This window comes from Tepidiphilus margaritifer DSM 15129 (assembly GCF_000425565.1).
Classification (GTDB): Bacteria; Pseudomonadota; Gammaproteobacteria; order Burkholderiales; family Rhodocyclaceae; genus Tepidiphilus; species Tepidiphilus margaritifer.
The window spans coordinates 296,071-322,754 of sequence record NZ_AUDR01000013.1 but is presented as its reverse complement, the minus strand read 5'-3'; the positions used below and the strand labels follow the sequence as shown (position 1 = coordinate 322,754).

Sequence of the window (26,684 nt, the reverse complement as noted above, 5' to 3'; positions counted from 1 at the left end):
CCGGGACCGTCGCCCGTCCGTCATTTACCGATATACATGAAAGAAGTCAGAATGAAATCCAACGCCAGCACCATCAGCGAGGAATAGACCACCGTCTTCGTGATCGCCCGCGACACGCCCTCGGCCGTCGGCGTGCAGTCGTAGCCTTGGAAGACCGCGATGAGGCTCACCGCCCAGCCGAACACGAAGCTCTTGACGACACCGTTCACCACGTCTTCGCGGAAGTCGACGGAATTGGCCATCTGCGACCAGAAGGTGCCGTTGTCCACGCCGATGACCACCACGCCGATGAACCAGCCGCCGATGACCCCGACGGTGCTGAAGATGGCCGCCAAGAGCGGCATGGACAGCACCCCGCCCCAGAAGCGCGGCGCCACCACGCGGGCGATAGGGTTGACGGCCATCATGTCCATGGCCGTGAGCTGCTCGGTGGCCTTCATGAGGCCGATCTCGGCGGTGACCGCCGAACCGGCACGGCTGGCGAAGAGCAGCGCCGCCACCACCGGCCCGAGCTCGCGCAGCAGCGACAGCGCCACGATGCTGCCGAGCGCCGACTCCGAACCGAATCGCTGCAGGGTGTCGTAGCCCTGCAAGCCCAGCACCATGCCGACGAACGCGCCCGAAACCACGATAATGACGAGCGAGAGCACACCGGAAAAATAGAGCTCGCGGATCGTGAGGGAAAAACGCGCGAACGACGGCCCCGAGTGGCGCAGCATCGCGAAGAGGAAGCGGGTCGCGAATCCGACCTGCCACACCCCATCGACGGTGAGATGCCCCAGGGTACGCAGCAGCTGGATCATGGCGCGACCTCCGCTTCGAGGAGCAAGCTTTCTTCGAGGGGAGGCGCCGGATAATGAAACGGCACGGGTCCGTCGGCTTCGGCGTAAATGAACTGATGCACGAAGGGATCGGGGGAATTCCGGATTTCGTCGGGCGTGCCCTGGGCGATGATCTTCCCCTGCGAGACGAGATAGACGTAATCGACGATGGACAGCGACTCGACCACGTCGTGCGTCACCAGGATGGAGGCGGCACCCAGCGCATCGTTGAGCTTGCGGATCGCCTGCCCGATCACGCCGAGCGAGATCGGATCGAGCCCGGCGAAAGGCTCGTCGTACATGATGAGTTCCGGGTCGAGCGCCACCGAGCGGGCAAGCGCCACGCGCCGCGCCATGCCACCCGAGAGCTCACTGGGCATGAGCGTGGCGGCTCCCCGCAGACCCACCGCGTTGAGCTTCAAGAGCACGAGGTCGCGGATCATCGACTCGGGCAGATCGGTGTGCTCGCGCAACGGGAAGGCAACGTTGTCGAAGACCGACAAATCGGTGAAGAGCGCCCCGAACTGGAAGAGCATCCCCATGCGCCGGCGCAGGGCGTAGAGCTCCTTTTCGGAAATCTTCTCCAGGGATTCGCCGAAGACGCGCACACTACCCTTGCGCGCGCGCAACTGGCCGGAGACGAGGCGCAGCAAGGTGGTCTTGCCCGAACCGCTGCCGCCCATCACGGCCACGAGTTGCCCGCGGCGCACCGAAAAATCGATGCCTGACAGGATCAGCCGATCGCCATAGCCGGCATCGACGCCGCGCAACTCGACCACAGGATCTGCAGAATGAGGATTCGTCGTCACCGTCGCACTTCCGCCTCGGATCGGCCAATGATACACGAAGCGACAGACGCGGCAAACGGGCACCCTCTCGTCTACAACGGCAACCTCGCCGATAAATCGCTAAAGTTTCGTCCAGTAGTCGCCGATACCCCATCAAAGATCAGGAGCCCGATCATGAAGAACCATCAACCCCTTGCCAGCCGTACGCCTTGGCTATTCGTCGCTCTGTCTGCCCTAGTCGGTTGCACCCAAGCCGTCGTTCAGCCGGCCGACACTGGCAGCACACCAGCCGCTGCTGGAAGCACGGCGATCGCCTGGCAAAGCGGAGCGGCGCGCTTCAATGCCGCGATGTCGTCCCTCGCCGACCAGCTCGAGCGCAACATCCAGCACAAGAACCTGCTACCGGCCGTGCTTGCCAGCACTTTCGTCAATCTCGACAACCTCGACGACACCTCACCGCTCGGCCGGCTCATCACCGAAAACCTCATCCACGAGCTGCAGGTGCGCCACTGGAACGTCTACGACATCCGCCTGAGCAAGGCGGTCGCCGTGAATCCCGCGGGCGAATTCGTCCTCACGCGCGACCCCAAACTGCTCGAATACCAATATCTGGTCGCCGGGGTGCTCGCCGGCACCTATTCGATCACCGACAACGAGGTCTTCGTCAATGCCCGGGTCATCGATGTCAATACGGGGGTAGTGGTGAGCTCCGGCCAGATCAGCCTGCCGATCGACGACTTCGTCGCCCGTCTACTCGTCGACGGCGACCAGCTCAAACCCATGCGCATCATCCGCGGCAAATGACTCGCCTTTGCCGGAGCACGACCGCCGCCCTGCTCGCAGCGGCGCTGCTTTCCGCCTGCGGCCTCGCCCCCACAGCCAGCATGTGCCACGACGCGATCGAAAGCGAGCTCGGACGCATGGCGCGGCAAACCTGCCCGCGCGGGGGGAGCGTCGTCATCGCCGATTTCGTCGAAGTCGACGGCTATCGCACGGGGCGCTACGGCAAAGCGCTGGGCGAAGCGTTTGGCCTCGCGTGGAGCCGGCATTGCACCGCGCCCATGCGCCAGGTCGAGGTGAGCGAACACCTCACCCTCGACGAAGACGGCCTGCGTCTGCTCACCCGCAATCCCGAGGAGATCCGGCAGGACAGCGTCGTCGATCGCCATGCCCTCGTCGGCACCTATCGCCGCGTGGGCGATGCGCTCCAGCTTGGCGTGCGCCGTATCGACCTGCTCGACGGCACGGTGCGCGCCGCCGCCACGGGCCAGATCCCCGAGCGCTGCTTTGGGGCCGAACCCACCCGCCGCGGTGGCAGCAGCCGGGAAAAACTGCGCACCACGGTGGGCGACTGATCCTCGCCCCTCAAGGCCCCTGCAGCAGGATCGCCTCGCCACGCTCGAGCGCTGCCTGCTCGCCGCGCAGGATGACCACGTCGCCCGCCTGCAATACCAGCTGGAGCTCCGGCGCCTGGGCGCGGATGCCGCGCCGGCGTACCGCTGCCACCGTCACGCCGCATGATTCCAACCCCACCTCTCCCAGGCGCCGCCCTACCGCCCAGGAATCAGGCAGCAGCAACACCGAATGCAGGCGCATGCCCCCCTCACCCTCTTCACCCTCATCGGAGCGGCCGGCGAAATAGCCGCGCAGCAGGGCATAGCGCTGCGCCCGGATCTCGCGGATACGGCGCGCCACGCGCGTGAGCGGCATGCCGATGAGGGCCAACGTGTGCGTGGCCAGCATCAGGCTCACTTCGATCGCCTCCGAGATCACCGCCGTCGCCCCGGCCGCCATCAAGCGATCGACGTCGTTTTCGGTGCGCGCACGCACGACGACCGGCGCATCCGGGCGCAATTCGCGCAAGACCGCCAGCACGCGCAGCGATGCCCCCAGTTCGGCAAAGGTCACCACCACCGCCCGCGCCCGCAGCAGCCCGGCCGCGATCAGGGTCTCGCGCCGGCTCGCGTCGCCATAGAGCACGTTCTCGCCGGCCACTTCCGCCTCCCGTACCCGCTCGGGATCGAGGTCGAGCGCCACCGTGGGCACCGCCTCGTGCTCGAGCAGCCGGGCCAGATACTGACCCGTGCGCCCGTAGCCGAGTACCAGGACGTGCTGCTTGACGAGCATGGTGCGCGAGGCGATCTGGGTGAGTTCCATCGAACGGGCGAGCCACTCTGAGGCGACGAAGCGCAGCACCAGCCGATCGGACACCGCGACGATCAAGGGTGCGGCCAGCATCGACAAGACTAGCGCCGCCACCGCCGTCTGCAGCCATGCCGACGGCAGCAGACCCAGCCCCGCCGTCTGCGCGAGCAGCACGAAGCCGAACTCGCCGCCCGTACATAGCCACAGTGCCGAGCGCATCGCCACTGCCGCGTTCGAACCCAGGGCGCGCGAGGCGCCCCACACCACCGCCGCCTTGATGCCCAGCATGCCGACGAGCAGCAGCACGACGAAGACGAAATTGCGCGTCACCTCGCCCACGTCGAGGAACATGCCCACCGTAATGAAGAAGAGACCGAGCAGTACATCGCGAAACGGCTTGATGTCCTCTTCCACCTGGTAGCGGTATTCCGTCTCCGAGATCAGCATGCCGGCGAGAAACGCCCCCAGCGCCAGCGACAGCCCCAGGGCGTTGGAGAGCGCAGCCATTCCCAGCGTCACCAGCAGGACGTTGAGCATGAAGAGTTCGGGCGATTTCTGCCGCGCCACCCAGGTGAACCAGCGGCGCATCACCGGCTGTCCGAAGCGCAGCACCAGCACGAGCAGCACGGCGATCTTGAGCACCGCCGCCCCCAGCGTCACCCACCAGCGCTCGCCGTCGGGCGCCGCCAGGGCGGGCACCAGAATGAGCAGCGGCACCACCGCCAGATCCTGGAAGAGCAGCACACCGATCACTTCCCGTCCGTGCGCTTTGTCGAGCTCCAGCCGCTCGACGAGCAGTTTCGAGAGGATGGCCGTCGAAGACATCGTCAGTGCCCCGCCCAGCGCCCAGGCCGCCAGCAGCGACAAACCCAGAGACCAGCCGAGGAGCGTGAACACCAGGTGCGTGACGAGCACCTGCAGCGCCCCCAGGCCCAGGACCACGCGGCGCATCGCGTTCAACTGCGCCAACGAGAACTCCAGGCCGATCGAGAACATGAGGAAGACGACGCCGAACTCGGCCAACACCGCCGCCCCGCCCTCCTCCGGCATCAGGCCGAGCGCGTGCGGCCCCACCGCCACGCCGACGAGCAGATACCCCATCAGCGCCGGCAAGCCCATGCTCTTGAACAAGGCTACCGCCGCGAGCGAACCCGCCAGCAGCAGCAAGACCGTCGTCAAGCCTCCCTCCATGAAAAACCCGCTCCCTGCGTTTTTGCTATACTGGGCTTCCCAGTATAAACGAGGCCGCAGCCGAGCCCATGGATCGCCCTCTCGATCCCGGGCGCATCCTCGAGAGCGCCCGGCGCACCCTGCGCATCGAATCCGAAGCCATCGCCGCCCTCGCCGAGCGGCTCGGTCCTTCCTTCGCCGAAGCCGTGCGGCTCGTCCTCGGCGCGCGCGGCCGGGTCATCGTCACCGGCGTGGGCAAATCCGGCCATATCGGGCGCAAGATCGCCGCCACCCTCGCCTCGACCGGCACCCCCGCCTACTTCGTCCATGCTGCGGAGGCCGCGCACGGGGATCTCGGCATGATCGCCCCCGACGACGTCGTCATCGCCATCTCCTACTCTGGCGCGAGCGACGAGGTGCTGATGATCCTGCCCGCCATCAAGCGCCAGGGCGCCGCCTTGATCGCCCTCACCGGTCGGCCGGACTCGCCGCTCGCGCGCCAGAGCGACGTGCACCTCGACGTGAGCGTGCGCGAAGAAGCCTGCCCGCACAACATCGCCCCCACTGCGAGCACCACCGCCGCGCTCGCCATGGGCGACGCGCTCGCGATCGCGCTCCTGCAAGCGCGCGGCTTCGGTCCGGAGGATTTCGCCCGCTCGCACCCCGGCGGCGCGCTCGGGCGCCGGCTGCTCACGCGCGTGGCCGACGTCATGCGCCCGCGTCCCGAGGTCCCGACCGCGCCACCCAACGTTCCCCTCACCGAAGCGCTGCTCACCATGTCGCGCGGCGGCATGGGCATGGTCGCGGTGGTCGATGCCGACGACCGGCCGCTGGGCATCTTCACCGACGGTGACCTGCGCCGCACCATCGAACAGGGCGCCGACCTGCGCAGCGAGACGCTCGCGCAGCGCATGAACCCATCGCCCAAGACCATCTCCCCCGAGGCGCTCGCCGCCGAAGCGGCGCGCCGCATGGAAGATGCGCGCATCAGCCAGATGCTGGTGGTCGAGGACGGCCGGCTCGTCGGGGCGCTGCACATGCACGACCTCATGCGCGCCAAGGTGCTGTGATGACCACCGCCACGGCCAAAGCCGCCCGCGTTCGCCTGATGGGGTTCGACGTCGACGGCGTGCTCACCGACGGCCGTCTCTACTATGGTCCCGAGGGTGACACCCTCAAGGCGTTTCACACCCTCGACGGACACGGGCTGAAGCTGCTCGTCCGCGCCGGCATCGAACCGATCGTGATTTCCGGCCGAACCTCCGCCGCCCTGGCGCAGCGCTGTGCCGAACTGGGTCTGCCGCTCGCCATGGGCATCGAAGACAAACGCAGCGAGATGGCCGCGCGACTCGCCGAGCGCGGGCTGGAATTCGAGGAGGCCGGCTACATGGGCGACGACGTCGTCGACCTCCCTCTCATGCTTTCCTGCGGTTTCAGCGCGGCGCCGGCCGATGCGCACGAGCTCGTCAAATCACGCGCCGACTGGATCGCCTCCCGTCCCGGCGGCGGCGGCGCCGTGCGCGAGCTGTGCGACTTCCTCTTGCACGCGCAAGGACGCTGGGACGAGCTCCTCACGCCTTATCTCCACCCCCGATGAACTTGCCCCGCCCTGCCGTTTTCCTGCCGCTGCTCTTCGCCACGCTGGTCGCGGGATTCTCCATCTGGCTCGAGCGGCGGGTGAATCTCCTCACCCAGCCCACTGTCGCCGAACCTGCCGCCGAGATCGACCTCGTCTCCGGCGAGCTCGTGGTCGACGTCTACTCCGATGCCGGCCTGCCGACGCACCACGTCGAGGCGGATCATGCCGTCCATTACCTCGCCAATGACCGGACCGCGCTCGAGCGCCCTCGCGTCACGTCCTTGCGCGACGACGTGCACTTCACCGGTCGCGCCCAGCGGGCCGACGTCTTCAATCATGGCGAACGGGTCGAAGCCTTCGGCGATGTGCTCGTCACCCGCCTGCTCGACGGCGCCGAAACGCGCTACGAGGGGCAGATGCTCATCTGGTGGCCCGACGACGGCCGTGCCCGCTCCGATTTGCCCGTCGTGATCACGCGCGGTGAGCGGCGCGCCACCGGCGACCGGATGGAAGCCGAAGACCAGCTCTCGAAAATCACCTTGATCGGCAACGCGCACGTGCATTGGCCGCCCGAACCCAAGGCGGCTGCCAATGTGCTTGCTCCAGCCAAACCCGCTGCCGGCAAGGCTACCGCGCCCGCACCGCGTGCCACCCCCAGTTCCCGCCAACCCGCCCCCAGACGGAGCCCCAGCCGATGACCCGCGTGTTCCTGTCCTTCTGTCTGCTGTTCCTGCTTGCCATGCCGCTCGCCCACGCGGAAAAGGCCGACAAACAAAAGCCCATCGAGATCGACGCCGACCGCATTCACGTCGACGACCGACAAAAAGTCCACGTTTTCGAGGGCAACGTCCACCTCCAACAAGGCACGCTCGAGATCTGGGGCGATCGCGTGGTCGTGACTCAAGACGAGCAGGGATTCAAGACGGGCGTGGCCACCGCCCAAGGCGGCAAGCTCGCCAAATTCAAGCAGAAACGCGACAACGGCGAATGGGTCACCGGCGAAGGCGAGCGGCTCGAATACGACGCGCGCACGAGCAAAGTGAAGCTCATCGGACGGGCCCGCGCCACTTCCGGAGACGACGAAGTGCGCGGTGCCTACATCGAGTACGACCAGAACACCGATCAGTACTACGTCACCACCGCCGGCGGCACCTCCAGCGCCCCTTCGGGCCGCGTGCGCGCCGTGATTCAGCCCAAGAACACCGAGGAACAATGAATTTTTCCCACCCACAAGAGGAGCGCTTCATGGACTATCAAAACATCATCGTCGAGACCCACGGCCGCGTCGGCCTGATCCGGCTCAATCGACCCAAACAGCTCAATGCCCTCAACGACGCGCTCGTCGATGAATTGGGGCAGGCGCTCGATGCCTTCGAGGCCGATGAAGGGATCGGTGCCATCGTCATCACCGGCAATGAAAAAGCCTTCGCCGCCGGGGCCGACATCGCCGCCATGGCGAATTTTTCCTACATGGACGCCTACAAGGGCAACTACATCACACGCAACTGGGAACGCGTCAAGACCTGCCGCAAACCGGTGATCGCCGCGGTGGCCGGTTTCGCCCTGGGTGGCGGCTGCGAGCTCGCCATGATGTGCGACCTCATCATCGCCGCCGACACCGCCAAGTTCGGTCAGCCCGAAGTCAAGCTCGGTATCCTGCCCGGCGCCGGCGGCACCCAGCGCCTGCCGCGCGCCGTGGGCAAGGCCAAGGCGATGGAGATGTGCCTCACCGGCCGCTTCATGGACGCCGAAGAAGCCGAGCGCAGCGGTCTGGTGGCGCGCGTGGTACCGGCCGAGCGGCTGCTTGAAGATGCCCTCGAGACGGCCAAGACCATCGCCAGCTACTCGCTGCCGGTCGTCATGATGATCAAGGAGTGCGTCAATCGCGCCTACGAGGGCCCTCTCAACGAAGGGCTGCTCTTCGAGCGCCGCACTTTCCATTCCAGTTTCGCGCTCGAAGACCAGAAGGAAGGCATGGCCGCCTTCCTCGAGAAGCGCGCCCCGCAGTTCAAGCACCGCTGATCTCGCCGCACGTGCACCACGATCCCCTGAGGCGGGGATCGTGGCAAGGAACCTTTCAAAAAGTCGTCGATTCAAAGGCTTTGTGCAGTGCACAAAATCACTTGACACGCACCATCCCTTGAACTATAGTGAGTGTGTTGCTGCGATGCAGCAATCCCAATCCCTCAAGGAGGACCTACCATGAGCACCGTCGACACCCTCACTCAACGCGGCCGCCAACTCTCCGATGCCTGGCTCGCCGTGGCCAGCTCCGGATTCTCGACGATCGAGCGCCTCATCGCGCTGCAGACGAACGCCCTGCGCGAAGCGATCGAACAGTCGCTCGCGCATGCCAAGCAAGTGGCCGAGACCAAGGACGCGCAGGAATTCTTCAAGCTGCAGCAAGAAGCGCTCACGCCCTCGATCGAGAAGACGCTCGCCTATCAGCGTAACGTCTACGAAGTGCTGCAGCAAAGCCAGACCGAGATCGCCAAGATCGTCGAGACCCAGCTCTCCGAGCTCAACCGGCAGATGATCGAGCTGCTCGACAAGATGGCCAAGTCCGCGCCCACCGGCGCCGAGACGGTCATCGCGGCGGCCAAGTCCGCCATCGCGGCGGCCAACAGTGCCTATGACAACCTCGCCAAGGCCGCCAAGCAAGTGGCCGAGATCGCCGAGGCCAACATGACGGCGGCCACCAACGCCACCGTCAAGGCCGTGACTTCCGCCACGCAGCAGCTCGCCACCAAAGCCGCCCCCACGGCGACGGCAGCCAAGAAAACCACCCAGAGTGCGGCCTGAGTCGCACCCGGGATGCGGTGCCCGGCACCGCGTTGCGTGAAACGCCCGCCCCGAGCGGGCGTTTTGCTTTTCCCCTGGCTCTGCTAGGATAGCGTTTCGATCAGACTTCCTTCCTGCAGACCATGCGTTTTCTCCTCCCCCTCGTCCTCGCACTGGCGCTCGCCGGCTGCGGCGTGAAAGGACCGCTCTACCTCCCCCCGCCTCCTTCCTCGGGGGGCTCGAAATGACTTTCCCCATGCCGACGCTGCAGGTCACGGCACGAGGGCTCGCCCTCGAAGACGTTCCGCTCACGGCCATTGCCGCCGCCTACGGCACCCCCTGCTACGTCTATTCGCGCGCAGCGATCGAATCGGCCTTCGATCGCTATCGCACGGCGCTGCCGCCCGAGCGCGCCGAGATCTGCTACGCCGTCAAGGCGAACGGCAATCTTGCGATCCTGAGGCTGCTCACCGCGCGCGGGGCGGGGTTCGACATCGTCTCCCGCGGCGAACTCGAGCGCGTGCTCGCGGCCGGCGGTGAAGCGCAACGTGTCGTCTTCTCGGGCGTCGCCAAGGGGGCCGCCGAGATCCGCCGGGCGCTGGAAGTCGGCATCGGCGTGTTCAACGTCGAGTCGGCGGCGGAACTCGCTCGCATCGCGCACATCGCCCGCGAACTGGGACGGCGCGCCCCGGTGGCGCTGCGCATCAACCCCGACGTCGATCCCAAGACGCATCCCTACATCTCCACCGGGCTCAAGCGCAACAAGTTCGGCATTCCCGTGGCGGAAGCGCTCGAACTCTACCGTCAGGCCAAGTCGGTACCGGAGATCGAGCTCGTCGGCATCGCCTGCCACATCGGCTCGCAGCTGCTCGACCCCGACCCCCTGCTGGAAGCCGCCGACCGCGTGAAAGACGCGGTACAACGGCTCGAGCGCGACGGCATCCGGCTGCACCACATCGATCTGGGCGGAGGACTGGGCATCCGCTACCGCGACGAGACTGCGCCCGACATCCCCGCCGTGCTGCGCGCGCTCGCCGAGCGCTTTGCCGACCGGCCCGAACGGCTGATGTTCGAGCCGGGGCGATCCGTCGTCGGCAACGCGGGCTTGCTGCTCACGCGCGTCGAATACCTCAAACAGGGGGAAGAACAGGACTTCGCCCTGGTCGATGCCGGTATGAACGACCTGATGCGCCCGGCGCTCTACGACGCCTGGCACGAGATCGTCCCGGTCGTGCCGCGACCGGGGCCGGTGCGCCGCTACGACGTGGTGGGGCCGGTGTGCGAATCGTCCGATTTTCTCGGCCGCGGGCGTGAACTCGCCCTCGAATCCGGGGATCTGCTCGCCGTGCTCTCGGCCGGCGCCTACGGCATGGCCATGAGCTCGAACTACAACGCCCGGCCACGGCCGCCCGAAGTGCTGGTGGACGGAGCGGCGCACCGCCTCATCCGCCGGCGCGAGTCGCTGGAGAGCCTGTGGGAAGCGGAAGACGTATGACCCCTGCTCGAGGGCACCGCGCGGCGTCACCCCGTGGCCGCATGCCCCCCCATAGGAGCTACCCGCTCCTCGCCCTGTTCGTCCTCCTCCTGTGGGGGTGGACGGGATTCGTTCGCGCCCAAGCTCTGCCCCCCTCGGTCGCCGCCGCGCTCGAGCGGGCGCAGGTGCCGGTGCAGGCCGTCTCCGTCCTCGTGCAGCCGCTCGAAGGCGGCGCGCCGTTGCTGGCGGTGAACGAGACCGTACCGCGCAACCCGGCCTCGGTGATGAAGCTCGTCACCACCTTTGCCGCCTACGAAACCTTCGGAGCCCAGTATCGCTGGACGAGCCGGCTGGTGGCCCGTGGCCGCGTGCTCGGTCAGGAGCTCGTGGGTGATCTGGTGTTGCGCAGCGACGGCGACCCTTATCTCACCGCCGAGCGCACCTGGAAGCTGCTGCGCACGGCGCGCGCGCTGGGGATCCAGACGATCCGCGGACGGTTGAGGTTGGAGGCCGAAGGGCTGCGCATTCCCCCGGCCGATCCCTTCGCCTTCGACGGCGACGGCTATCGTCCCTACAACACCCCGGCGAGCGCCGAGCTCGTCAATTTCAACACGGTGATCGTGCAGCTGCAGCCCTCCGCCGACGGCACGCGGGCGCTCGCCACGCTGCATCCGCCGCTTGCCGGCGTGAGCGTGGGCAACGCCCTGAAGCTCGAACCCGGCACCTGCCCAGCCGACGTCGTCAAACGCCTCGAGACGGGCGTGCAGGAAGATGCGCAAGGCGTGGCGATCACGCTCGCGGGCCGCTATCCGGCAAGCTGCGGCATCCGCTTCCTCGGGCTCTCGCCGCTGCCTGCCGAGCGTTTCGCCTCGGCCATGCTCGAAGGCATCTGGCGTGAGCTCGGTGGCCGGCTACTTTCCGCCGACGCCCCCGTCCCAAGCGGAAGCGAATGGCTCGTAGCCAGCGACGATTCGCCCACCCTCACCGAAATCGCCTATCAGATGAACAAGTGGTCGAGCAACCCGATCGCGCGCCAACTCCTCGCCCTCGTCGGCGCGGCCCGCTCGCCCGATGCGCCGGATCACGTCGCGGCCGGTGCGAGTGCCGTACGCTCGCTACTCGCCGAAGAAGGGATCGATCGCCACGGCCTGGTGCTGGAAAACGGCGCGGGGCTGTCGCGCGACGAGCGCATTGCCGCTGCCGACCTCGCCCGCTTGCTGCAAACGGTCTGGAACCGTCCTTATGCGGCCGAATTCATCGCCACGCTACCGGTCGCCGGCGTCGATGGCACGGCCCGGCGCCGTTTCAAGGATGCCCCCATCCGGGAATGGGCCCATCTCAAGACGGGAACGCTGCGCGACGTGCGCGCGATCGCCGGTTTCGCCCAGAGCGGCTCGGGGCGACGTTACGTAATCGTCGCGTTCGTGGAACACGCGAACGCGGCGCAGGCGGGCGACGTCCTCACCGCTTTGCTCGACTGGCTGTGGCAGCACTGATTCCCATTGCACCTCCGGCGCAGGTTGCGCCATAATCGCGCCCTGGCGCGTTTGCCTGAAAGGAAGTCCCATGACTCGGCCGACCGTCCGTCGACATCTTTGGTTACGTACCTCCATGGCCCTCTACGGCGCGGCCGTCTTCGGCCTTGCGGTCGCTGCCTTCTCGGACCCCAACCCCTACGGGCGCAAGGCGGTGGTGGCGGAGCTGCCGCCGATCACCCTCACCCCTCCGGCGGCGGGCGATGCCGTGCATTCTTATGTGATTCGCGAAGCCTTCCGGAGGGGCGAGACGTTGCCGGCCTTCCTCGAGCGCATCGGCGCCGAAGATGAGGCGCTGCTCGACTACACCTCGCTCGACGAGCAGGTCAAGGCGATCCAGCGCCAACTGCGCGCGCATTCCACCGCCACGGTACGTCTGCGCGCCGACGGCCAAGTCGATGCCCTCGTACTGCCCCTCGTCAATGGCGAGCGCGTCGCCATCCGCCGCGCCGACGACGGTTTTCGCCTCGAGCCGCTCGGAGCCGACGAGGCCGAGACGACTTCCCCCTTCCTCGAACTGCGCCAAGGCGTGATCACCCAATCGCTTTTCGCCACTGCCTCCGAGATCGGCATGCCGGATGCGATCGCCACCAAACTCGCGGAGATCTTCGGTACCGAGATCGACTTCTCCCGCGACCTGCGCGTGGGCGACTCCTTCGCCGTGATCTACGAAACCACGCTCGACGCCGAAGGGTTGCCGCAGCCGGGCGAGATCGTCGCCGCCGAATTCGTCAATCAGGGCAAACGCCACGTGGTGCTGCGCTACGATCTTCCCGGCGGCAAAAGCGGCTATTACACCCCGGACGGCCGGGTGCTCGGCACGGGTTTTCTGCGCTATCCCTTGCGTTTCACCCGCGTGAGTTCGAACTTTGGCAACCGTTTCCATCCCATCAAACGGGAATGGCGCCACCATGCCGGTACCGACTTCGCGGCCGCCCCCGGCACGCCGGTGATGGCCGCCTCCGACGGCGTGGTGAAGTTCGCTGGCTGGCAGAACGGCTACGGCAACTTCGTGCTCCTCGAGCACCGCAGCGGCTATGTCACCGGCTATGGCCACCTCAAGGGTTTCGAACCGGGTCTCAAGGTGGGCAAACGCGTCTCGCAGGGTGACGTGATCGGCTACGTCGGCTCCACTGGCTGGGCCACCGGCCCACACCTGCACTATGAGGTGCGCATCGGCGGAAAACCCTATGATCCCCTGCAAGTCGCCCTGCCCGCGCCCGAACCGCTACCGGCGCGCGAGCTCGCCCGGTTCCGTCAGGAGACAGGGCACTTGCTCGACAAGCTCGCGCTCCTTTCCCGCACGCCGACTGAAGTCGCCGCGGCCGATTGAACCGGGGCACGGGAACCCGCCATTGCCCGCGGCACTCGGGTCAAGCCCCCGAGCGCGGGGTGTGCGGCCCCATTACGGAGACAGGCGACCTCCAACTGCCGCGCTGCCCTCAGCCGGCTCTTCAGCGTCTCCCTAGGAGAAACACTCCGCATCGGCCAAGAACGGCGCCGCGCGATCCTTGTCGGAAACGATGGGTTCGATCCCCAGATCCGGCCAGGCGATCGCCAACGTGGGGTCGTCGTAGCGCAGCGACCGGTCGCACTGGGGTGCGTAATAATCGGTCGTCTTGTAGAGCAACCGCGCATGCTCGCTGAGGGTGAGAAACCCATGGGCGAAGCCGGGCGGAATCCACAGCTGGCGCTTGTTCTCGTCGGAGAGTTCGGTGGCCACCCAGCGCCCAAACGTGGGCGAGCTGCGGCGCAGGTCGACGGCCACGTCGAACACCGCCCCCTCGGTGCAGCGCACCAGCTTTCCTTGCGCGTGCGGCGGCAGCTGATAATGCAGGCCGCGCAGCACACCGCGGCGCGAGCGCGATTCGTTGTCCTGCACGAAGTCGACCTCGAGCCCCGTGGCAGCGAGGAAAGCGCGCCGATTGTAGGCCTCGAAGAAATAGCCGCGCGCATCGCCGTGCACCACCGGCTCGAGCAGGATCACCTCGGGAATCTCGAGCGCCATTGCACGCATCATGCCGCCCCCCGCCCCTGTTCGAGCAGCTGGCGCAGATAGCGTCCATAGCCGCTCTTGCCCAGCCGTTCGGCCTGACGCAGGAGCCCCTCGTCGTCGATCCAGCCCTGCATCCAGGCGATTTCTTCCAGACAGGCGATTTTCAGCCCTTGGCGCCGTTCGATGGTGGCGATGAACTGCCCGGCCTCGAGCAGCGAATCGTGCGTGCCGGTATCGAACCAGGCATAGCCGCGTCCCATGAGTTCGACCGCGAGTCGCCCTTCCTGCAGGTAGCTACGATTGAGGTCGGTGATTTCCAGCTCGCCCCGCGCCGAGGGGCGCAGCGCCCGTGCGCGCTCGACCACGCTGCCGTCGTAGAAGTAGAGCCCGGTGACGGCGTAGTTCGATCTGGGGCGGACAGGTTTCTCCTCGATGTCGACCACGCGCCCGGTGGCGTCGAATGCGACCACGCCATAGCGCTCCGGATCCTGCACGTGATAGGCGAAGACGGTGGCGCCCTGCTCGCGTGCATCCGCCGCGACGAGGAGCTGCGGCAGGTCGTGACCATAGAAGAGGTTGTCCCCCAGCACCAGGGCCGAAGAGGCGCCGGCAAGGAAGGTTTCGCCGATGAGGAACGCCTGCGCGAGTCCGTCGGGCGAGGGCTGCTCGGCGTAGGACAAGGACAGCCCCCAGGCGCTGCCATCGCCCAGGAGCTGGGCGAAACGCGGCGTGTCCTGGGGCGTGGAGATCACCAGGATGTCGCGGATGCCGGCGAGCATCAGGGTGGACAGCGGATAGTAGATCATCGGCTTGTCGTAGACCGGCAGCAGCTGCTTGGAGACGGCGAGCGTCGAGGGATAGAGCCGGGTGCCGGAACCGCCGGCGAGGATGAGGCCCTTGCGGGAAAAAGTCGGATTCATGATTTCTGTATCAATGAGGTAGAAGGGATAGCGGCTCGGCGAGCACGGCCACCGTACGCGCCACCTCGTCTTGCCAGGGCGGCAGCCGCAGGCCGAAGGTGGTGGCAAGCCGCGTGGTGTCGAGCCGGGAATTGGCCGGGCGCGGGGCCGCGGTCGGATAGTCGGCGCTGGCGATCGGCTCAAGGCGCTCGAGCACGAGTGGCCAGCCGGCCGCGCGCGCACGCTCGAAAACGAAGGCGGCGTAGTCGTACCAGCTGGCCTCACCGGTGGGCGCGAGGTGGTAGAGACCAGTAGGGCAGGCATCGGGCGCGCTGCGCAGCCGGCGCACCAGCTCGGCGCTCACTGCGGCAACGAGCCCGGTGCCGGTGGGTGCGCCCACCTGGTCGGCCACCACGCGCACCACGGGTCGGCTCGCGCCCAGGCGCAGCATGGTTTTGAGGAAATTGGCTCCGTGCAGCCCGTAGAGCCAGCTCACCCGCAGGATGAAGGCGCGGGCGCCGCTTTCGAGCACGAATGCTTCGCCGGCACGCTTGCTGCGGCCATAGGCGTTCACCGGCCGGGGCACATCGTCCTCGCGCCAGGGGCGCTGCCCCGTGCCGTCGAAGACGTAGTCGGTGGAATAGTGCATGAGCCAGGCACCGTGGGCCGCGGCCCAGCGGGCGAGTTCTCCGGGCACTTCGGCGTTGAGCCGCCAGGCGAGCGCCGTTTCCGTCTCGGCCCGATCCACCGCGGTGTAGGCCGCGGCATTGACGATGCCCTGAGGGCGCAGGGCATCGAGCCGCGCCCGCAGGGCCGCCGCATCGCCGAGATCGAGCTCGGCGCGTGAAGGGGCGACGAGCGGGGCTTGCAGCGCCAGGAGCGGGGCGAGCGCCCAGCCGAGCTGGCCGCTCGCGCCCAGCAGGAGGATGGGGGCCTCGCTCATTGCACCGGCAAGGCGGCGCCGTAGTGGCGCGAGAGCCACTCGCGATACGCGCCGGAAGTGACGTGCTCGACCCAGTCGCGGTGCGTGAGATACCAGCGCACCGTCTTTTCGATGCCGGTATCGAACGTTTCCGCCGGTCGCCAACCGAGCTCGCGCTCGATTTTGCGCGCATCGATCGCGTAGCGCCGGTCATGTCCCGGACGGTCGGTGACGAAAATGATCTGCTCGGCGTACGAGCGGCCGTCGGCGCGCGGCGCGAGCGCATCGAGCCAGCGGCACAAGGTGTGCACCACCTCGAGATTGGTGCGCTCGTTCCAGCCGCCGATGTTGTAGGTCTGCCCCGGCCGGCCCGCCTCCAGCACGCGCCTGAGCGCGGCCGTATGATCGCCCACGTAGAGCCAGTCGCGCACCTGCTGCCCGTCACCGTAGATGGGCAGCGGCTCACCGGCGAGCGCGCGCGTCAGGCACAGCGGAATGAGCTTTTCCGGGAACTGGTAGGGGCCGTAGTTGTTGGAGCAGTTCGTGGTGATCGTCGGCAGACCATAAGTGTGATGGAAGGCGCGCACGAAGTGATCCGCCCCGGCCTTGCTCGCCGCGTAGGGTGAATTGGGCGCGTAGGGCGTGGTCTCGGTGAAGGGCGGATCGTCCGGGCCGAGCGAACCATAGACTTCGTCGGTGGAGACGTTGATGAAGCGAAAGGCCGAGCGCTCGGGGTCGGGCAGCCCTTCCCAATGGGCCCGCGCCGCCTCCAGCAGCCGCAAGGTGCCCAGCACGTTGGTGCGCGCGAAAGCCTCGGGCCCATGGATGGAGCGATCGACGTGCGATTCGGCGGCGAAATGCACCACGGCGCGCACCCGGTGCCGTTCGAGCAGAGAACGCACGAGGTCCCGATCGGCGATGTCGCCGTGTACGAAGACGTGGCGCGGATCGCCCTCGAGCGAGGCGAGGTTCTCCAGATTCCCCGCATAGGTGAGGGCGTCGAGATTGACCAGGGGCTCGTCATGGCACGCGAGCCAGTCGAGCACGAAGTTGCTGCCGATGAAGCCGGCGCCGCCGGTCACGAGAATCGTCATGGTCGGTACGGGTCGCGGAAAAGTGCGATGATACCAAGTTCACCCCTCCATGTCGCGCGTGTAGCCAGCCCAGCCGATGATGAGGCGCACCCAGCCGAGCACCACCCAGCTCAATGCCTTGCGCCAGCGGGGCAGCCGCGCGAACCCCTCTTCGTCGAGCCGCACCGCGCCCTGCGCCACGTGCCGCTCGATCCGCGCGCGCAGTGCTTGGCTGAACCCCGGGTCATCCACCCAGACGTTGGCTTCGCGCGCCATGAAGAGGCTGAAAGGATCGATGTTGCTCGAGCCCACCGTAGCGTAGCGATCATCGAACACCGCCACCTTGGCGTGCATCTCGGTGGCATGATATTCCCACAGTTCGATGCCATGGCGCAGCAGCCAGGGATAGAGAGCGCGCGTGGCCTGCGACAGGATGGGGTGATCGGTCAGTCCTTGCAGGACGAGGCGAACCCGCACGCCCCGCGCCGTGCAGGCCGCCAGCGCCCGGCGAAAGCGTTTGCCGGGGAAGAAGTAGGCACAGGCGATCCAGACCTCTTCGCGGGCACGCGCGAGCATCTGCAGATAGGCGTGCTCGATGTCGTGACGATGGCGCCAGTTGTCACGCAGCACCAGGGCAGCGCGATGGGGTCCCGCCGGGTCGATCCTCGGGGCTGCCGTGAGGCGAGGCTCAGGAGGAGGACGGCGCTTGACGTTGGTCCAGTAGACTAGGCGCCACAGGCGGCGCATCGCCTGTTGCACCGAACGCACGAGCGGCCCCTCGATCCGCACGGCGTAATCCCATCGCGGTTGGCGGGTCCGGCGCCCGGGCAGACGGGTGAAATCCGAGAGGATGTTGATGCCGCCGACGAAGGCGACGCGTCCGTCGCAGCAGACGAGCTTGCGGTGCAGGCGCCGCAGGCGATGGCGCCGCGGGATGAACCAGGGGCCCCGCAGCGGGCGATAGACTTCGACCTCCACGCCCGCGGCCGCCACGCCGTGCATCCGCTGCAGCACAAAATCGCGGCTGCCGAAGCCATCGACCAGGAGATGAGCGCGCACGCCCCGGGCCACCGCCCGCACCAGCGCCGCAAGCACCGTCTCGCCGATTTCGTCACACTCGAAGATGTAGGTCTCGAGCCGCACCTCCTCGCGGGCCGCATCGATCGCCTGTAGCAGCGCCGGGAAGAATTCGGCGCCGTTCTCCAGCAACTGGAGACGGTTACCGGGTAAAAAATCCAGAGGCACGCCCGAGCCTCCCCGCGGCCCCGGCATTCATCGCCGCTCCACGTCGAATTCGATCCACAAGGGGAGATGATCCGACAGGTGCGACCAAGGCCTCCCGCGCAAGACGCGCGCCGCGCGTACCGTGCCGCCGCGCACGTAGAGCCGGTCGAGCCGGCCGATCGCCAAGCCGCGTGCGGGATAGGTTCGCGGCGGCGCGCGGCGCCCGGTGGCTGTAAAGGCATCCTGCAGCCCCAGCGGCACGGCGAGGAGCTCCTCCGCATCCCGGCCCCAATCGTTGAAATCCCCACCCACGACGACCGGCACCTGCGGCGGCAAAGCGGCGATCAGCTCACGCAGCCGCTCGAGCTGCTGCCGACGCCAATGGGCCCGCAGCCCGAGATGAACGCAAAAGACATGCAAGATGACGCCGTTGGGCAAGCTGAAGGCGCAATGCAGGATGCCGCGGCTCTCCCAGCGGTGCGCCGAAACGTCGTGATTGGCCCAGTCCTGCACCGGGAAGCGCGACAGCACCGCGTTGCCGTGATGCCCCAGCTCGTGGAACCGGTTGCCGCCGTAGATGCGCTCGGGCAGACGTTCATCGGCCAGGAACTGATACTGCGGCTGAGCCGGCCACTGGGGATGGCGCTGCGCATGACCCAGGTGCACGCCCTGCACCTCCTGCAGCAGCACCAAATCGGGGCCGAGCGCGTGCAGCGCCTCGCGCATCTCGGCGATGGTCAGTCGGCGGTTGAAAGGGCCCCAACCTTTGTGGATGTTGTAGCTCACGATGCGCAGGCGGCACACCGTCGGCGAGGGCGCCGGCTCGCGGGAAGGCAAAGGATGGGCCGCGGGACGGCGGCGGAGCCGGCGCCACCAGGGTCGCTGCTTTTTCCCCGGTCGACTCAGGTTGCCGCCAGCATCCGCTCGAGCGCGATTTTCGCCCATCGGGCCGTCTCCTCGGGCACGGCGATGCGATTGACCACCCGCCCCTGCACCAGATTGTCGAGCGTCCAGGCGAGGTGCTGCGGGTCGATGCGCTGCATCGTCGAGCACATGCACACCACGCCCCCCATGAATTGCACCGTCTTGCCCTGCGGCGCCATCTCCTCGGCCAGGCGGCTGACCAGGTTGAACTCGGTGCCCACCAGCCATTCGGTACCCGCCGGGGCGGCGCGGATCGTGCTCTGGATGAATTCGGTCGAACCGACATAGTCGGAAGCCAGGCACACCTCGAAGGCGCACTCGGGGTGCGAGATGACCAAACCCTGCAGATGCTTGGCCCGCCAGCGATCGATCTGCGCCTTGGTAAACATCTGGTGCACCGAGCAGTGCCCTTTCCACAGCAGGATGGTAGCCTGCCGGATCTGCTGCGGCGTCAAACCGCCGTAAGGCAAATCGGGATCCCACACCAGCATGTCTTCCAGCGGGATACCGCGCTTGTAGCCGGTCCAGCGCCCCAAATGCTGGTCCGGGAAGAAGAGGAGCTTGGGGCGTCGCGCCAGAGCCCATTCCATGATGTGCGGCGCGTTGGTCGAGGTGCACACGATGCCGCCGTGGCGGCCGCAGAACGCCTTGAGATCGGCCGCGGAATTGATGTACGTGACCGGCGTATAGACCTCGGCCGGATCGCCGTCGAGCACCTCGCCCAGTTCCCGCCAGGCGCGCGTCACCTTGGCGAGGTCGGCCATGTCGGCCATGGAACAACCGGCGGCCAGATCCGGCAGGATCGCCACCTGCTCGGGCTGCGACAGGATATCCGCGACCTCGGCCATGAAATGCACGCCGCAGAAAACGATGTAGCGCGAGGAAGTCTGCGCGGCGAGCCGGGCGAGCTTGAGCGAATCGCCGGTGAGATCAGCGTGCCGATAGACGTCGGCGCGCTGATAGTGGTGGCACAGGATCACCGCCTCCTCGCCCAGGCGCGCGCGCGCCGCGAGGATGCGCTCCTGCGCCTGCTCGTCGCTCATCGCCCCATAGGGCGCGAATGGCAAGGGTTTTTCAAGGATCGTCGTCATCACCCCTCTCTCATGGCCGCGATTCAACTTTGGACCCACGGCAGGCCGTGGAATTTCCACCCCCCCACCGTTCCTCGATGCCCGGCGGCGTCTTTCGCCCCCTCGAAGCCTTCCAATACGTTGTAGCACGAAGTAAAGCCCGCCGCCGCGGCGACTCGGGCCGCCTGATCCGAACGACCGCCCGAGCGGCACAAAAACATGACCAGCGATTCGGTATCGACCTGGGCGCGCAAATGGGCGAGAAAATCGGGATTCGGCGTGAGACTCGGATAGCGCAGCCATTCGATCTCCACCGCGCCGGGGATGCGCCCCACCCAGTCCCACTCGGCACGCGTACGGCAATCGACGAGTACCGCGCCGGGCGCCGTTTGCCATACCAGAAACGCCTCGGGCGGCGTGAGCGCCCCGGCATAGGGCAGACCGAAGCGTTCGGCGCGCTCACCGGCAAGCGCTAGAATATCGTGCAGATTTCCCACGGGCCCCTCCATGACTGATCGAGCGAGTATACCGTCTTCGTCCGCCGCGGCGAGGATGCGCGGCAACGCCATCGCCCGCGCGAGCCTCACGGCGATGGCCGTCAATGCCCTCCTCGCCCTCTTGCAGATCCTCATCGGCCTGTCGGCGCACGCCTTCAGCCTGGTGGCCGACGCCATCCACACGCTTGCCGATCTGGCCACCGATGCCATGGTGAGCTGGGCCGGACGCAGCGCCGGCGCACCACCCGACGAAGACCATCCCTACGGGCACGGGCGTTTCGAGACCTTCGCCAGCCTCGTGCTGGGACTCGTGCTCCTGGGCGTGGGCTGCGGATTCCTGTGGGCCGCGGGCATGCGGCTGCAGACGCTGGAACACGCCCCGCCGATCGAACCGGCGGCTTTGGTGATGGCGGTGACCACGCTGCTCGCCAAAGAAGGAATGTATCACTGGCTGCGCCGCCGCGGACGCGCCCTCAAGGCGCAGGTGCTGGAGGCCGCCGCCTGGCATGCCCGCTCGGATGCCGCCTCCTCGCTCGTGGTGGCGATCGGCATCGGCGGCAGCCTCGCCGGCTACCGTTTCCTCGAGCCGCTCGGTGCCGCCCTCGTCGGATTCATGATCGCATCCATGGGTGTGCGCTTTGCCTACCGTGCGGTGCGCGAGCTCGTCGACACCGGCCTCGAGCCGGAAGAAGTCGCCCGCATCGCCGACGCGATCCGCACCACCCCCGGCGTCGAGGATCTGCACCAGATCCGCACGCGGCGCATGGCCGACCGCATCCTCGTGGATGCGCACATCCAGGTCGCCCCCCGCCTGTCGGTCTCCGAAGGTCACCGCGTGGCCGATACCGTACTCGCCCGTCTCAAAGAACGTTTTCCGCACCTCGACGACGCGCTGATCCACGTCGATCACGAAAACGACACCACCCGCCCGCCCGGTCAGCTGCAGGCGCTCACCGACCGCACCGAATTGGAGCAGGAACTGCGCACGCTACCCGCCTTCGCTGCCGCCTCTTCCGACTGGATCATCCTGCACTACCTCGGCGGACGCACCTACCTCGACCTTCTGGTTCCGGCAGAATATGCCCCTTCCCTGCTCGCAGCGGACCGCGCGGCCCTCTTTTCCCAGCTCGAAACGCTGCGCCAACGCCACCCCGACCTCGCCTCCATCCGCCTCTTCGTCGAACTTGCACCAGAATCGGGCAAAGCAAACGCCGATTCGCACCAAAAAGGTGCATGATCACGATCCACCTTCCTCCTTGGTCTGTCAAACACTGCCTTTGATCATTCAAAAATTCTGGCACGAACTTTGCTGATACTTTCGTACTCATTTTTCCTCGATCCGGAGTCGTTCCGATGAATGCACAAGACGTCCTCAAGCTCATCCACGAAAGCGAAGCCCGTTTCGTGGACTACCGTTTCACCGACATCCTCGGCAAGGAACATCACGTTACCGTGCCGGTGTCGGCGTTCGATGAAGAAGTCTTCGAGCGTGGCCACCCCTTCGACGGCTCCTCGATCGCCGGCTGGAAAGGCATCCAGGCCTCCGACATGCTGCTCGTGCCCGATCCGGATACCGCCTACGTCGACCCCTTCTACGAAGAACCCACGGTGGTCATCACCTGCGACGTGATCGAGCCGGCCGACGGCAAGGGCTACGACCGCGATCCCCGCTCGATCGCCAAGCGCGCCGAAGCCTATCTGAAATCGACGGGATTGGGCGACACCATCTACGTCGGCCCCGAGCCCGAATTCTTCATCTTCGACTCGGTCGAGTGGTCGGTCGACATGTCCGGCTGCTCGGTCAAGATCACTTCCGGCGAAGCCTCCTGGGAAGGCACCGGCCACCGTCCGCGCGTCAAGGGCGGCTACTTCCCCGTGCCGCCCGTCGACAGCCTGCACGATCTGCGTTCCGCCATGGTGCTCGCGCTCGAATCGATCGGCGTACCGGTCGAAGTGCATCACCACGAAGTGGCCAACGCCGGCCAGTGCGAGATCGGCACCAAGTTCAACACCCTCACGCGCCGCGCCGACTGGACGCAGGCGCTCAAATACGTGGTGCACAACGTGGCGCACCAGTACGGCAAGACGGCCACTTTCATGCCCAAGCCCATCGTCGGCGACAACGGCTCGGGCATGCACGTCCACCAGTCCATCTGGAAAGCGGGTCAGAACCTCTTCGCCGGCAACGGCTACGCGGGGCTGTCCGAATTCGCGCTCTACTACATCGGCGGCATCATCAAGCACGCCCGCGCCTTGAATGCCATCACCAACCCCGGCACCAACTCCTACAAGCGCCTGGTGCCGCACTTCGAGGCCCCGACCAAACTCGCCTACTCCGCGCGCAACCGCTCGGCCTCGATCCGCATCCCCTACGTGGCCAATCCCAAGGCACGGCGCATCGAAGCCCGCTTCCCCGATCCGCTCGCCAACCCCTATCTCGCCTTCGCCGCGCTGATGATGGCCGGGCTCGATGGCGTGCAGAACAAGATCCACCCGGGCGATCCGGCCGACAAGAACCTCTACGACCTGCCGCCGGAAGAGGACGCCAAGATCCCGACCGTGTGCCACAGCCTCGACCAGGCGCTGGAAGCGCTCGATGCCGACCGTGAATTCCTCACCCGTGGCGGCGTGTTCTCCAACGACTTCATCGATGCCTACATCGAGCTGAAGAACGAGGAAGTGCAGCGTCTGCGCATGACCACCCATCCGCTCGAATTCGAGCTCTATTACAGCCTGTGAATCGTTCCCTCGGAAGAGGGACGAAAGGAAGAGGGCGGCCGCGGCCGCCCTTTTTCCTTTATACTTGCTGCATGATCCGGCTTCCGTCCCACCTCGCCTCCTGCGCCGTCCTTTTGGGCCTCGGCATGCTGTGCGCACCGAACACCTGGGCGACGCTGTGGAAGTGCACCGACGGCGACGGACGCGTCACCTACACCAACGATCGTAGCAGCACCAAAGGGATGCGCTGCGAAGCCCTGCGCGACCTCCCCTACCTCGACTCGACGCCGGCCCCTTCCGCCCCTGCTGCCGCCTCCCCCTCGAGTTTTCCCCGCGTAAGCCCCGGCGAACAGCGCCAGCGCGACGATCTGCGCCGCCGCATCCTCGAAGAAGAGAAAGCCGCCGAGCACCAGCGCCTGCAAGAAACGCAGCGCGCGCTGCAGACCGCATCGCCGGAGCGCGCCGCCGAACTCAAAGCCCAAGCGGAACGTCAACGGCGCAACCTCGAAGCGATCGAACGAGAACTCCAGCGCCTGCGCTGAGTCTGCTGGGTATCTGGCACCGTTCTTGCTGCATTTCCCCCGTTCCGACACCAGGCACCGCCATGCCGCCCGATCTCACCGCCCTCGACTGGCTCTCCACCGCCGTCGTCCTCGCCGGCCCCGACCGTCGGCTACGGACGGCCAATGCCGCAGCCGAGCACCTCTTCGGACTCGCCCGTGAACGCCTCGCCGGTCGCCCGTGGGAAGAGATCTTCGGTGTCTCGCCCACCTTGCGCACTGCCCTCGACGAGGCCGAACGTAACCGTTGGTTCTACACCTGCCACGGGCTCAGCCTGCACCTGTCTTCCGGCCAGACGCTGGTGACCGACGTCACGGTGAGCCCCATCCAGGACGACGGCGAAGGTTTCGTGCTCGAATTCCGCCCCATCGACCAACGCCTCAAGACGACCCAGGAAGAAGAGCGCCTGCGCCTGCAGCAGGCGGCCCGCGAACTCGTGCGTGCGCTCGCCCACGAGATCAAGAACCCCTTGGGCGGCATTCGCGGCGCGGCGCAACTGTTGCAGATGGAACTGCCCGATCCGGCGCTCGCGGAGTACACCGAAGTCATCATCCTGGAGACCGATCGCCTGCAGCGCCTGCTCACGGGGCTACTGGCCGCGCACCAGACACCGCGTCCGGCACCGGTCAACGTCCACGAGATCCTGGAGCATGTCCGCCGACTGCTGCTCGCCGAATTCCCCGCCTTGAGGGTGGAGCGTGACTACGACGCGAGCCTGCCGGAGCTCACCGCCGACCGCGAGCGCCTGCTGCAGGCGATCCTCAACATCGCACGCAACGCCGCCCAGGCCACCGAGGGCAAGGGCAAGGTGGAACTGCGTACCCGGGCCGCGCGCCAGGTGACGCTCGCCAAGCGGCGCTACCGCCTCGCGGCTCATGTCGAGATCGCCGACGACGGTCCCGGCATCCCCGAAGCGCTGCGCGAGCGCATCTTCTATCCGCTGGTGAGCGGGCGCGAGGGCGGCGCGGGGCTGGGTCTGGCGATCGCCCAGGACATCGTCGCCCAGCACCACGGGGTCATCGAGTTCGACAGCCGCCCCGGACGCACGCGTTTCCACCTCCTGCTGCCCCTCACTGCCGGGAGCCCGACATGAACGACGCCATCTGGATCCTCGACGACGACAAATCCATCCGCTGGGTGCTCGAACGCGCGCTCGAGCGCGAGAACCTGCCCCACCGCGGTTTCGAGCGTGCCGAGGCGGCGCTGGAGGCGCTCGCGCGGGAGAAACCGGCCGTGGTGCTCACCGACATCCGCATGCCCGGCACCGACGGGCTCGCCTTCGTGCGGCAGCTGCAGGAGCGCGCCCCCGGCACGCCGGTGATCGTGATGACCGCGTATTCGGACCTCGACAGCGCCGTGAGCGCTTTTCAGGCCGGCGCCTTCGAGTACCTGCCCAAACCCTTCGACGTACCCGAGGCCGTGCGCCTGGTGCGTCGGGCGCTGGAGGCGCGGCCCGGCGCAGTGGCCCAGGACGAACCGGACGCCACCCCCGAGATCCTGGGACAGGCCCCGGCGATGCAGGAAGTCTTTCGCGCCATCGGGCGGCTGTCACACTCCAGCGCCACCGTGCTCATCACCGGCGAATCCGGCACCGGCAAGGAACTCGTCGCCCGAGCGCTCCACCGTCATAGCCCCCGGCGCGACGGTCCTTTCATCGCCATCAACACCGCGGCGATCCCGCGCGAACTGCTCGAAGCCGAACTCTTCGGTCACGAAAAAGGCGCCTTCACCGGCGCCGCCGCCGCCCGGCGCGGCCGCTTCGAGCAGGCCGAGGGCGGCACGCTCTTTCTCGACGAGATCGGCGACATGCCCGCAGACCTCCAAACCCGGCTACTGCGCGTGCTCTCCGACGGACACTACTACCGCATCGGCGGACAGCAGCCGCTGCGCGCCAACGTGCGCATCATCACCGCCACGCACCAGGACCTGGAAGCCCGCGTGCGTGAAGGACTCTTTCGCGAAGACCTCTATCACCGCCTCAACGTCATCCGGCTGCGCCTGCCGCCGCTGCGCGAGCGCGCCGAGGACATCCCGCTGCTGGCGCGCCACTTCCTGACGAAGAGCGCGCGCGAGCTGGGCGTAGAGCGCAAGACGCTCTCGCCGGCCGCATTGGCGGCACTCGAGCGCTACCCTTTTCCCGGCAACGTGCGCCAGCTCGAGAACCTCTGCCATTGGCTCACCGTCATGACCCCGGCGCAGCGCGTCGAGCCGCACGATCTGCCGCCGGAAGTACGGGCCCCCGTGGAATCTGCCAGCACTACCGAACCTGCCTCCGTATCCCCTGCCTGGGAACACTTGCTCGCCGAGGAAGTCGACCGCCTCCTCGCCGCCGGCCGCAGCGCCCTCTACGACGAGCTGCACGCGCGTTTCGAACGCGTCCTCTTCGAACGGGCGCTCGCCCACACCGGACGACGCCGGACAGAAGCCGCCGCCCGGCTCGGCGTGGGCCGCAACACGCTCACGCGCAAGCTCAAGCGCTGATGCCTGCCGTACAATAACCGCTTCGC

The 26,684-nt window shown here is 67.1% G+C and carries 28 protein-coding genes; 17 read left to right on the top strand and 11 right to left on the bottom strand.

Annotated features, from left to right (window positions below; translation table 11 throughout):
- Nucleotides 1-20: 20 nt before the first annotated feature.
- Both mlaE and H607_RS0102310 read right to left on the bottom strand, forming a co-directional pair.
- Complete coding sequence (mlaE, locus tag H607_RS0102315; protein ID WP_028874097.1) at nt 21-803, bottom strand: lipid asymmetry maintenance ABC transporter permease subunit MlaE; 783 nt, start codon at nt 801-803, stop codon at nt 21-23.
- On the bottom strand, nt 800-1,630 hold the full coding sequence (locus H607_RS0102310) for an ABC transporter ATP-binding protein (protein ID WP_028874096.1): 831 nt from the start codon (nt 1,628-1,630) through the stop codon (nt 800-802). Before H607_RS0102310 ends, mlaE begins: the two co-directional genes overlap by 4 nt.
- A gap of 153 nt (nt 1,631-1,783) precedes the next feature.
- Here H607_RS0102310 and H607_RS11345 point away from each other — a divergent pair, with 153 nt between their 5' ends.
- Nucleotides 1,784-2,413 (top strand): FlgO family outer membrane protein, encoded by a 630-nt coding sequence (locus H607_RS11345; protein ID WP_157381258.1) that lies wholly within the window; start codon nt 1,784-1,786, stop codon nt 2,411-2,413.
- A complete protein-coding gene (locus H607_RS0102300; protein WP_028874095.1) occupies nt 2,410-2,964 on the top strand; it encodes a FlgO family outer membrane protein in 555 nt (184 codons plus the stop codon). The genes H607_RS11345 and H607_RS0102300 overlap by 4 nt, the downstream gene beginning before the upstream one ends.
- Before the next feature lie 10 nt (nt 2,965-2,974).
- Here H607_RS0102300 and H607_RS0102295 read toward each other — a convergent pair whose 3' ends face one another.
- The gene (locus tag H607_RS0102295) at nt 2,975-4,945 is read right to left on the bottom strand and encodes a monovalent cation:proton antiporter family protein (RefSeq protein ID WP_028874094.1); all 1,971 of its coding nucleotides are present in this window, start codon (nt 4,943-4,945) and stop codon (nt 2,975-2,977) included.
- 68 nt (nt 4,946-5,013) lie between these two features.
- Between H607_RS0102295 and H607_RS0102290 the strand changes: the two genes are divergently transcribed.
- From H607_RS0102290 to H607_RS0102245, 10 genes are all read left to right on the top strand, one after another.
- Nucleotides 5,014-5,994, top strand: a complete 981-nt coding sequence (locus H607_RS0102290; RefSeq protein ID WP_028874093.1) for a KpsF/GutQ family sugar-phosphate isomerase — start codon at nt 5,014-5,016, stop codon at nt 5,992-5,994.
- Entirely contained in the window at nt 5,994-6,521 is a 528-nt protein-coding gene (locus H607_RS0102285; protein ID WP_028874092.1) for a KdsC family phosphatase, read from the top strand. Before H607_RS0102290 ends, H607_RS0102285 begins: the two co-directional genes overlap by 1 nt.
- Nucleotides 6,518-7,201 carry an LPS export ABC transporter periplasmic protein LptC gene (lptC, locus tag H607_RS0102280; protein WP_028874091.1) on the top strand — a complete coding sequence of 228 codons (684 nt, stop codon included), beginning with the start codon at nt 6,518-6,520 and terminating at the stop codon, nt 7,199-7,201. The genes H607_RS0102285 and lptC overlap by 4 nt, the downstream gene beginning before the upstream one ends.
- The gene (gene lptA / locus H607_RS0102275) at nt 7,198-7,719 is read left to right on the top strand and encodes a lipopolysaccharide transport periplasmic protein LptA (protein WP_028874090.1); all 522 of its coding nucleotides are present in this window, start codon (nt 7,198-7,200) and stop codon (nt 7,717-7,719) included. The genes lptC and lptA overlap by 4 nt, the downstream gene beginning before the upstream one ends.
- Before the next feature lie 29 nt (nt 7,720-7,748).
- Nucleotides 7,749-8,525, top strand: a complete 777-nt coding sequence (locus tag H607_RS0102270; protein ID WP_028874089.1) for an enoyl-CoA hydratase — start codon at nt 7,749-7,751, stop codon at nt 8,523-8,525.
- Between the two features lie 180 nt (nt 8,526-8,705).
- Nucleotides 8,706-9,305 carry a TIGR01841 family phasin gene (phaP, locus tag H607_RS11340; RefSeq protein WP_051240571.1) on the top strand — a complete coding sequence of 200 codons (600 nt, stop codon included), beginning with the start codon at nt 8,706-8,708 and terminating at the stop codon, nt 9,303-9,305.
- A gap of 122 nt (nt 9,306-9,427) precedes the next feature.
- Nucleotides 9,428-9,532, top strand: a complete 105-nt coding sequence (lptM, locus tag H607_RS13780; RefSeq protein ID WP_083961883.1) for an LPS translocon maturation chaperone LptM — start codon at nt 9,428-9,430, stop codon at nt 9,530-9,532.
- Entirely contained in the window at nt 9,529-10,779 is a 1,251-nt protein-coding gene (gene lysA / locus H607_RS0102255) for a diaminopimelate decarboxylase (protein WP_028874088.1), read from the top strand. The genes lptM and lysA overlap by 4 nt, the downstream gene beginning before the upstream one ends.
- A gap of 41 nt (nt 10,780-10,820) precedes the next feature.
- Nucleotides 10,821-12,254: a D-alanyl-D-alanine carboxypeptidase/D-alanyl-D-alanine endopeptidase gene (gene dacB, locus H607_RS0102250; RefSeq protein ID WP_028874087.1), complete on the top strand. Its 1,434-nt coding sequence runs from the start codon at nt 10,821-10,823 to the stop codon at nt 12,252-12,254.
- 70 nt (nt 12,255-12,324) lie between these two features.
- On the top strand, nt 12,325-13,626 hold the full coding sequence (locus H607_RS0102245) for a M23 family metallopeptidase (RefSeq protein ID WP_211218441.1): 1,302 nt from the start codon (nt 12,325-12,327) through the stop codon (nt 13,624-13,626).
- 132 nt (nt 13,627-13,758) lie between these two features.
- On the opposite strand, the gene rfbC is transcribed toward H607_RS0102245, so the two are convergent.
- The 8 genes from rfbC to H607_RS0102205 all read right to left on the bottom strand — a co-directional run bounded on the left by rfbC (nt 13,759) and on the right by H607_RS0102205 (nt 20,898).
- A complete protein-coding gene (rfbC, locus tag H607_RS0102240) occupies nt 13,759-14,310 on the bottom strand; it encodes a dTDP-4-dehydrorhamnose 3,5-epimerase (protein WP_028874085.1) in 552 nt (183 codons plus the stop codon).
- Complete coding sequence (gene rfbA / locus H607_RS0102235; protein ID WP_028874084.1) at nt 14,310-15,209, bottom strand: glucose-1-phosphate thymidylyltransferase RfbA; 900 nt, start codon at nt 15,207-15,209, stop codon at nt 14,310-14,312. The genes rfbC and rfbA overlap by 1 nt, the downstream gene beginning before the upstream one ends.
- A gap of 10 nt (nt 15,210-15,219) precedes the next feature.
- Nucleotides 15,220-16,131, bottom strand: coding sequence for a dTDP-4-dehydrorhamnose reductase (rfbD, locus tag H607_RS0102230; RefSeq protein ID WP_028874083.1), 912 nt, complete (start codon nt 16,129-16,131; stop codon nt 15,220-15,222).
- Complete coding sequence (gene rfbB, locus H607_RS0102225) at nt 16,128-17,204, bottom strand: dTDP-glucose 4,6-dehydratase (RefSeq protein ID WP_028874082.1); 1,077 nt, start codon at nt 17,202-17,204, stop codon at nt 16,128-16,130. Before rfbB ends, rfbD begins: the two co-directional genes overlap by 4 nt.
- A 39-nt stretch (nt 17,205-17,243) precedes the next feature.
- Nucleotides 17,244-18,422 carry a cardiolipin synthase ClsB gene (clsB, locus tag H607_RS0102220; RefSeq protein WP_028874081.1) on the bottom strand — a complete coding sequence of 393 codons (1,179 nt, stop codon included), beginning with the start codon at nt 18,420-18,422 and terminating at the stop codon, nt 17,244-17,246.
- 33 nt (nt 18,423-18,455) lie between these two features.
- A complete protein-coding gene (locus tag H607_RS0102215) occupies nt 18,456-19,352 on the bottom strand; it encodes an endonuclease/exonuclease/phosphatase family protein (RefSeq protein ID WP_083961881.1) in 897 nt (298 codons plus the stop codon).
- Nucleotides 19,310-20,374: a quinolinate synthase NadA gene (gene nadA / locus H607_RS0102210; protein ID WP_425426864.1), complete on the bottom strand. Its 1,065-nt coding sequence runs from the start codon at nt 20,372-20,374 to the stop codon at nt 19,310-19,312. Before nadA ends, H607_RS0102215 begins: the two co-directional genes overlap by 43 nt.
- A gap of 71 nt (nt 20,375-20,445) precedes the next feature.
- On the bottom strand, nt 20,446-20,898 hold the full coding sequence (locus H607_RS0102205) for a rhodanese-like domain-containing protein (protein WP_028874078.1): 453 nt from the start codon (nt 20,896-20,898) through the stop codon (nt 20,446-20,448).
- A gap of 55 nt (nt 20,899-20,953) precedes the next feature.
- Between H607_RS0102205 and H607_RS11335 the strand changes: the two genes are divergently transcribed.
- The 5 genes from H607_RS11335 (at nt 20,954) to ntrC (ending at nt 26,658) form a co-directional block, all read left to right on the top strand.
- Nucleotides 20,954-22,135, top strand: coding sequence for a cation diffusion facilitator family transporter (locus tag H607_RS11335; RefSeq protein WP_211218439.1), 1,182 nt, complete (start codon nt 20,954-20,956; stop codon nt 22,133-22,135).
- 116 nt (nt 22,136-22,251) lie between these two features.
- Complete coding sequence (gene glnA / locus H607_RS0102195; RefSeq protein ID WP_028874077.1) at nt 22,252-23,637, top strand: type I glutamate--ammonia ligase; 1,386 nt, start codon at nt 22,252-22,254, stop codon at nt 23,635-23,637.
- 125 nt (nt 23,638-23,762) lie between these two features.
- Nucleotides 23,763-24,158 (top strand): DUF4124 domain-containing protein, encoded by a 396-nt coding sequence (locus H607_RS0102190; protein ID WP_088178688.1) that lies wholly within the window; start codon nt 23,763-23,765, stop codon nt 24,156-24,158.
- A gap of 62 nt (nt 24,159-24,220) precedes the next feature.
- Nucleotides 24,221-25,270, top strand: a complete 1,050-nt coding sequence (gene glnL / locus H607_RS0102185) for a nitrogen regulation protein NR(II) (RefSeq protein ID WP_028874075.1) — start codon at nt 24,221-24,223, stop codon at nt 25,268-25,270.
- Nucleotides 25,267-26,658, top strand: a complete 1,392-nt coding sequence (ntrC, locus tag H607_RS11330) for a nitrogen regulation protein NR(I) (protein ID WP_037989236.1) — start codon at nt 25,267-25,269, stop codon at nt 26,656-26,658. The genes glnL and ntrC overlap by 4 nt, the downstream gene beginning before the upstream one ends.
- Nucleotides 26,659-26,684: the final 26 nt, after the last annotated feature.

Excerpts from the sequence above, each read along its gene's own strand:
- H607_RS0102285 (WP_028874092.1), top strand. The coding sequence starts at position 5,994 with ATGACCACCGCCACGGCCAAAGCCGCCCGCGTTCGCCTGATGGGGTTC.
- ntrC (WP_037989236.1), top strand. The coding sequence starts at position 25,267 with ATGAACGACGCCATCTGGATCCTCGACGACGACAAATCCATCCGCTGG.
- lptC (WP_028874091.1), top strand. The coding sequence starts at position 6,518 with ATGAACTTGCCCCGCCCTGCCGTTTTCCTGCCGCTGCTCTTCGCCACG.
- glnA (WP_028874077.1), top strand. The coding sequence starts at position 22,252 with ATGAATGCACAAGACGTCCTCAAGCTCATCCACGAAAGCGAAGCCCGT.
- H607_RS11335 (WP_211218439.1), top strand. The coding sequence starts at position 20,954 with ATGCGCGGCAACGCCATCGCCCGCGCGAGCCTCACGGCGATGGCCGTC.
- rfbC (WP_028874085.1), bottom strand. The coding sequence starts at position 14,310 with ATGCGTGCAATGGCGCTCGAGATTCCCGAGGTGATCCTGCTCGAGCCG.
- H607_RS0102190 (WP_088178688.1), top strand. The coding sequence starts at position 23,763 with ATGCTGTGCGCACCGAACACCTGGGCGACGCTGTGGAAGTGCACCGAC.
- mlaE (WP_028874097.1), bottom strand. The coding sequence starts at position 803 with ATGATCCAGCTGCTGCGTACCCTGGGGCATCTCACCGTCGATGGGGTG.
- rfbD (WP_028874083.1), bottom strand. The coding sequence starts at position 16,131 with ATGAGCGAGGCCCCCATCCTCCTGCTGGGCGCGAGCGGCCAGCTCGGC.
- H607_RS0102245 (WP_211218441.1), top strand. The coding sequence starts at position 12,325 with ATGACTCGGCCGACCGTCCGTCGACATCTTTGGTTACGTACCTCCATG.
- H607_RS0102270 (WP_028874089.1), top strand. The coding sequence starts at position 7,749 with ATGGACTATCAAAACATCATCGTCGAGACCCACGGCCGCGTCGGCCTG.
- dacB (WP_028874087.1), top strand. The coding sequence starts at position 10,821 with ATGCCCCCCCATAGGAGCTACCCGCTCCTCGCCCTGTTCGTCCTCCTC.
- glnL (WP_028874075.1), top strand. The coding sequence starts at position 24,221 with ATGCCGCCCGATCTCACCGCCCTCGACTGGCTCTCCACCGCCGTCGTC.
- H607_RS0102295 (WP_028874094.1), bottom strand. The coding sequence starts at position 4,945 with ATGGAGGGAGGCTTGACGACGGTCTTGCTGCTGCTGGCGGGTTCGCTC.
- lysA (WP_028874088.1), top strand. The coding sequence starts at position 9,529 with ATGACTTTCCCCATGCCGACGCTGCAGGTCACGGCACGAGGGCTCGCC.
- H607_RS11345 (WP_157381258.1), top strand. The coding sequence starts at position 1,784 with ATGAAGAACCATCAACCCCTTGCCAGCCGTACGCCTTGGCTATTCGTC.
- nadA (WP_425426864.1), bottom strand. The coding sequence starts at position 20,374 with ATGAGCGACGAGCAGGCGCAGGAGCGCATCCTCGCGGCGCGCGCGCGC.
- H607_RS0102290 (WP_028874093.1), top strand. The coding sequence starts at position 5,014 with ATGGATCGCCCTCTCGATCCCGGGCGCATCCTCGAGAGCGCCCGGCGC.
- rfbA (WP_028874084.1), bottom strand. The coding sequence starts at position 15,209 with ATGAATCCGACTTTTTCCCGCAAGGGCCTCATCCTCGCCGGCGGTTCC.
- lptM (WP_083961883.1), top strand. The coding sequence starts at position 9,428 with ATGCGTTTTCTCCTCCCCCTCGTCCTCGCACTGGCGCTCGCCGGCTGC.
- phaP (WP_051240571.1), top strand. The coding sequence starts at position 8,706 with ATGAGCACCGTCGACACCCTCACTCAACGCGGCCGCCAACTCTCCGAT.
- rfbB (WP_028874082.1), bottom strand. The coding sequence starts at position 17,204 with ATGACGATTCTCGTGACCGGCGGCGCCGGCTTCATCGGCAGCAACTTC.
- H607_RS0102215 (WP_083961881.1), bottom strand. The coding sequence starts at position 19,352 with ATGGGCGAAAATCGCGCTCGAGCGGATGCTGGCGGCAACCTGAGTCGA.
- lptA (WP_028874090.1), top strand. The coding sequence starts at position 7,198 with ATGACCCGCGTGTTCCTGTCCTTCTGTCTGCTGTTCCTGCTTGCCATG.
- H607_RS0102300 (WP_028874095.1), top strand. The coding sequence starts at position 2,410 with ATGACTCGCCTTTGCCGGAGCACGACCGCCGCCCTGCTCGCAGCGGCG.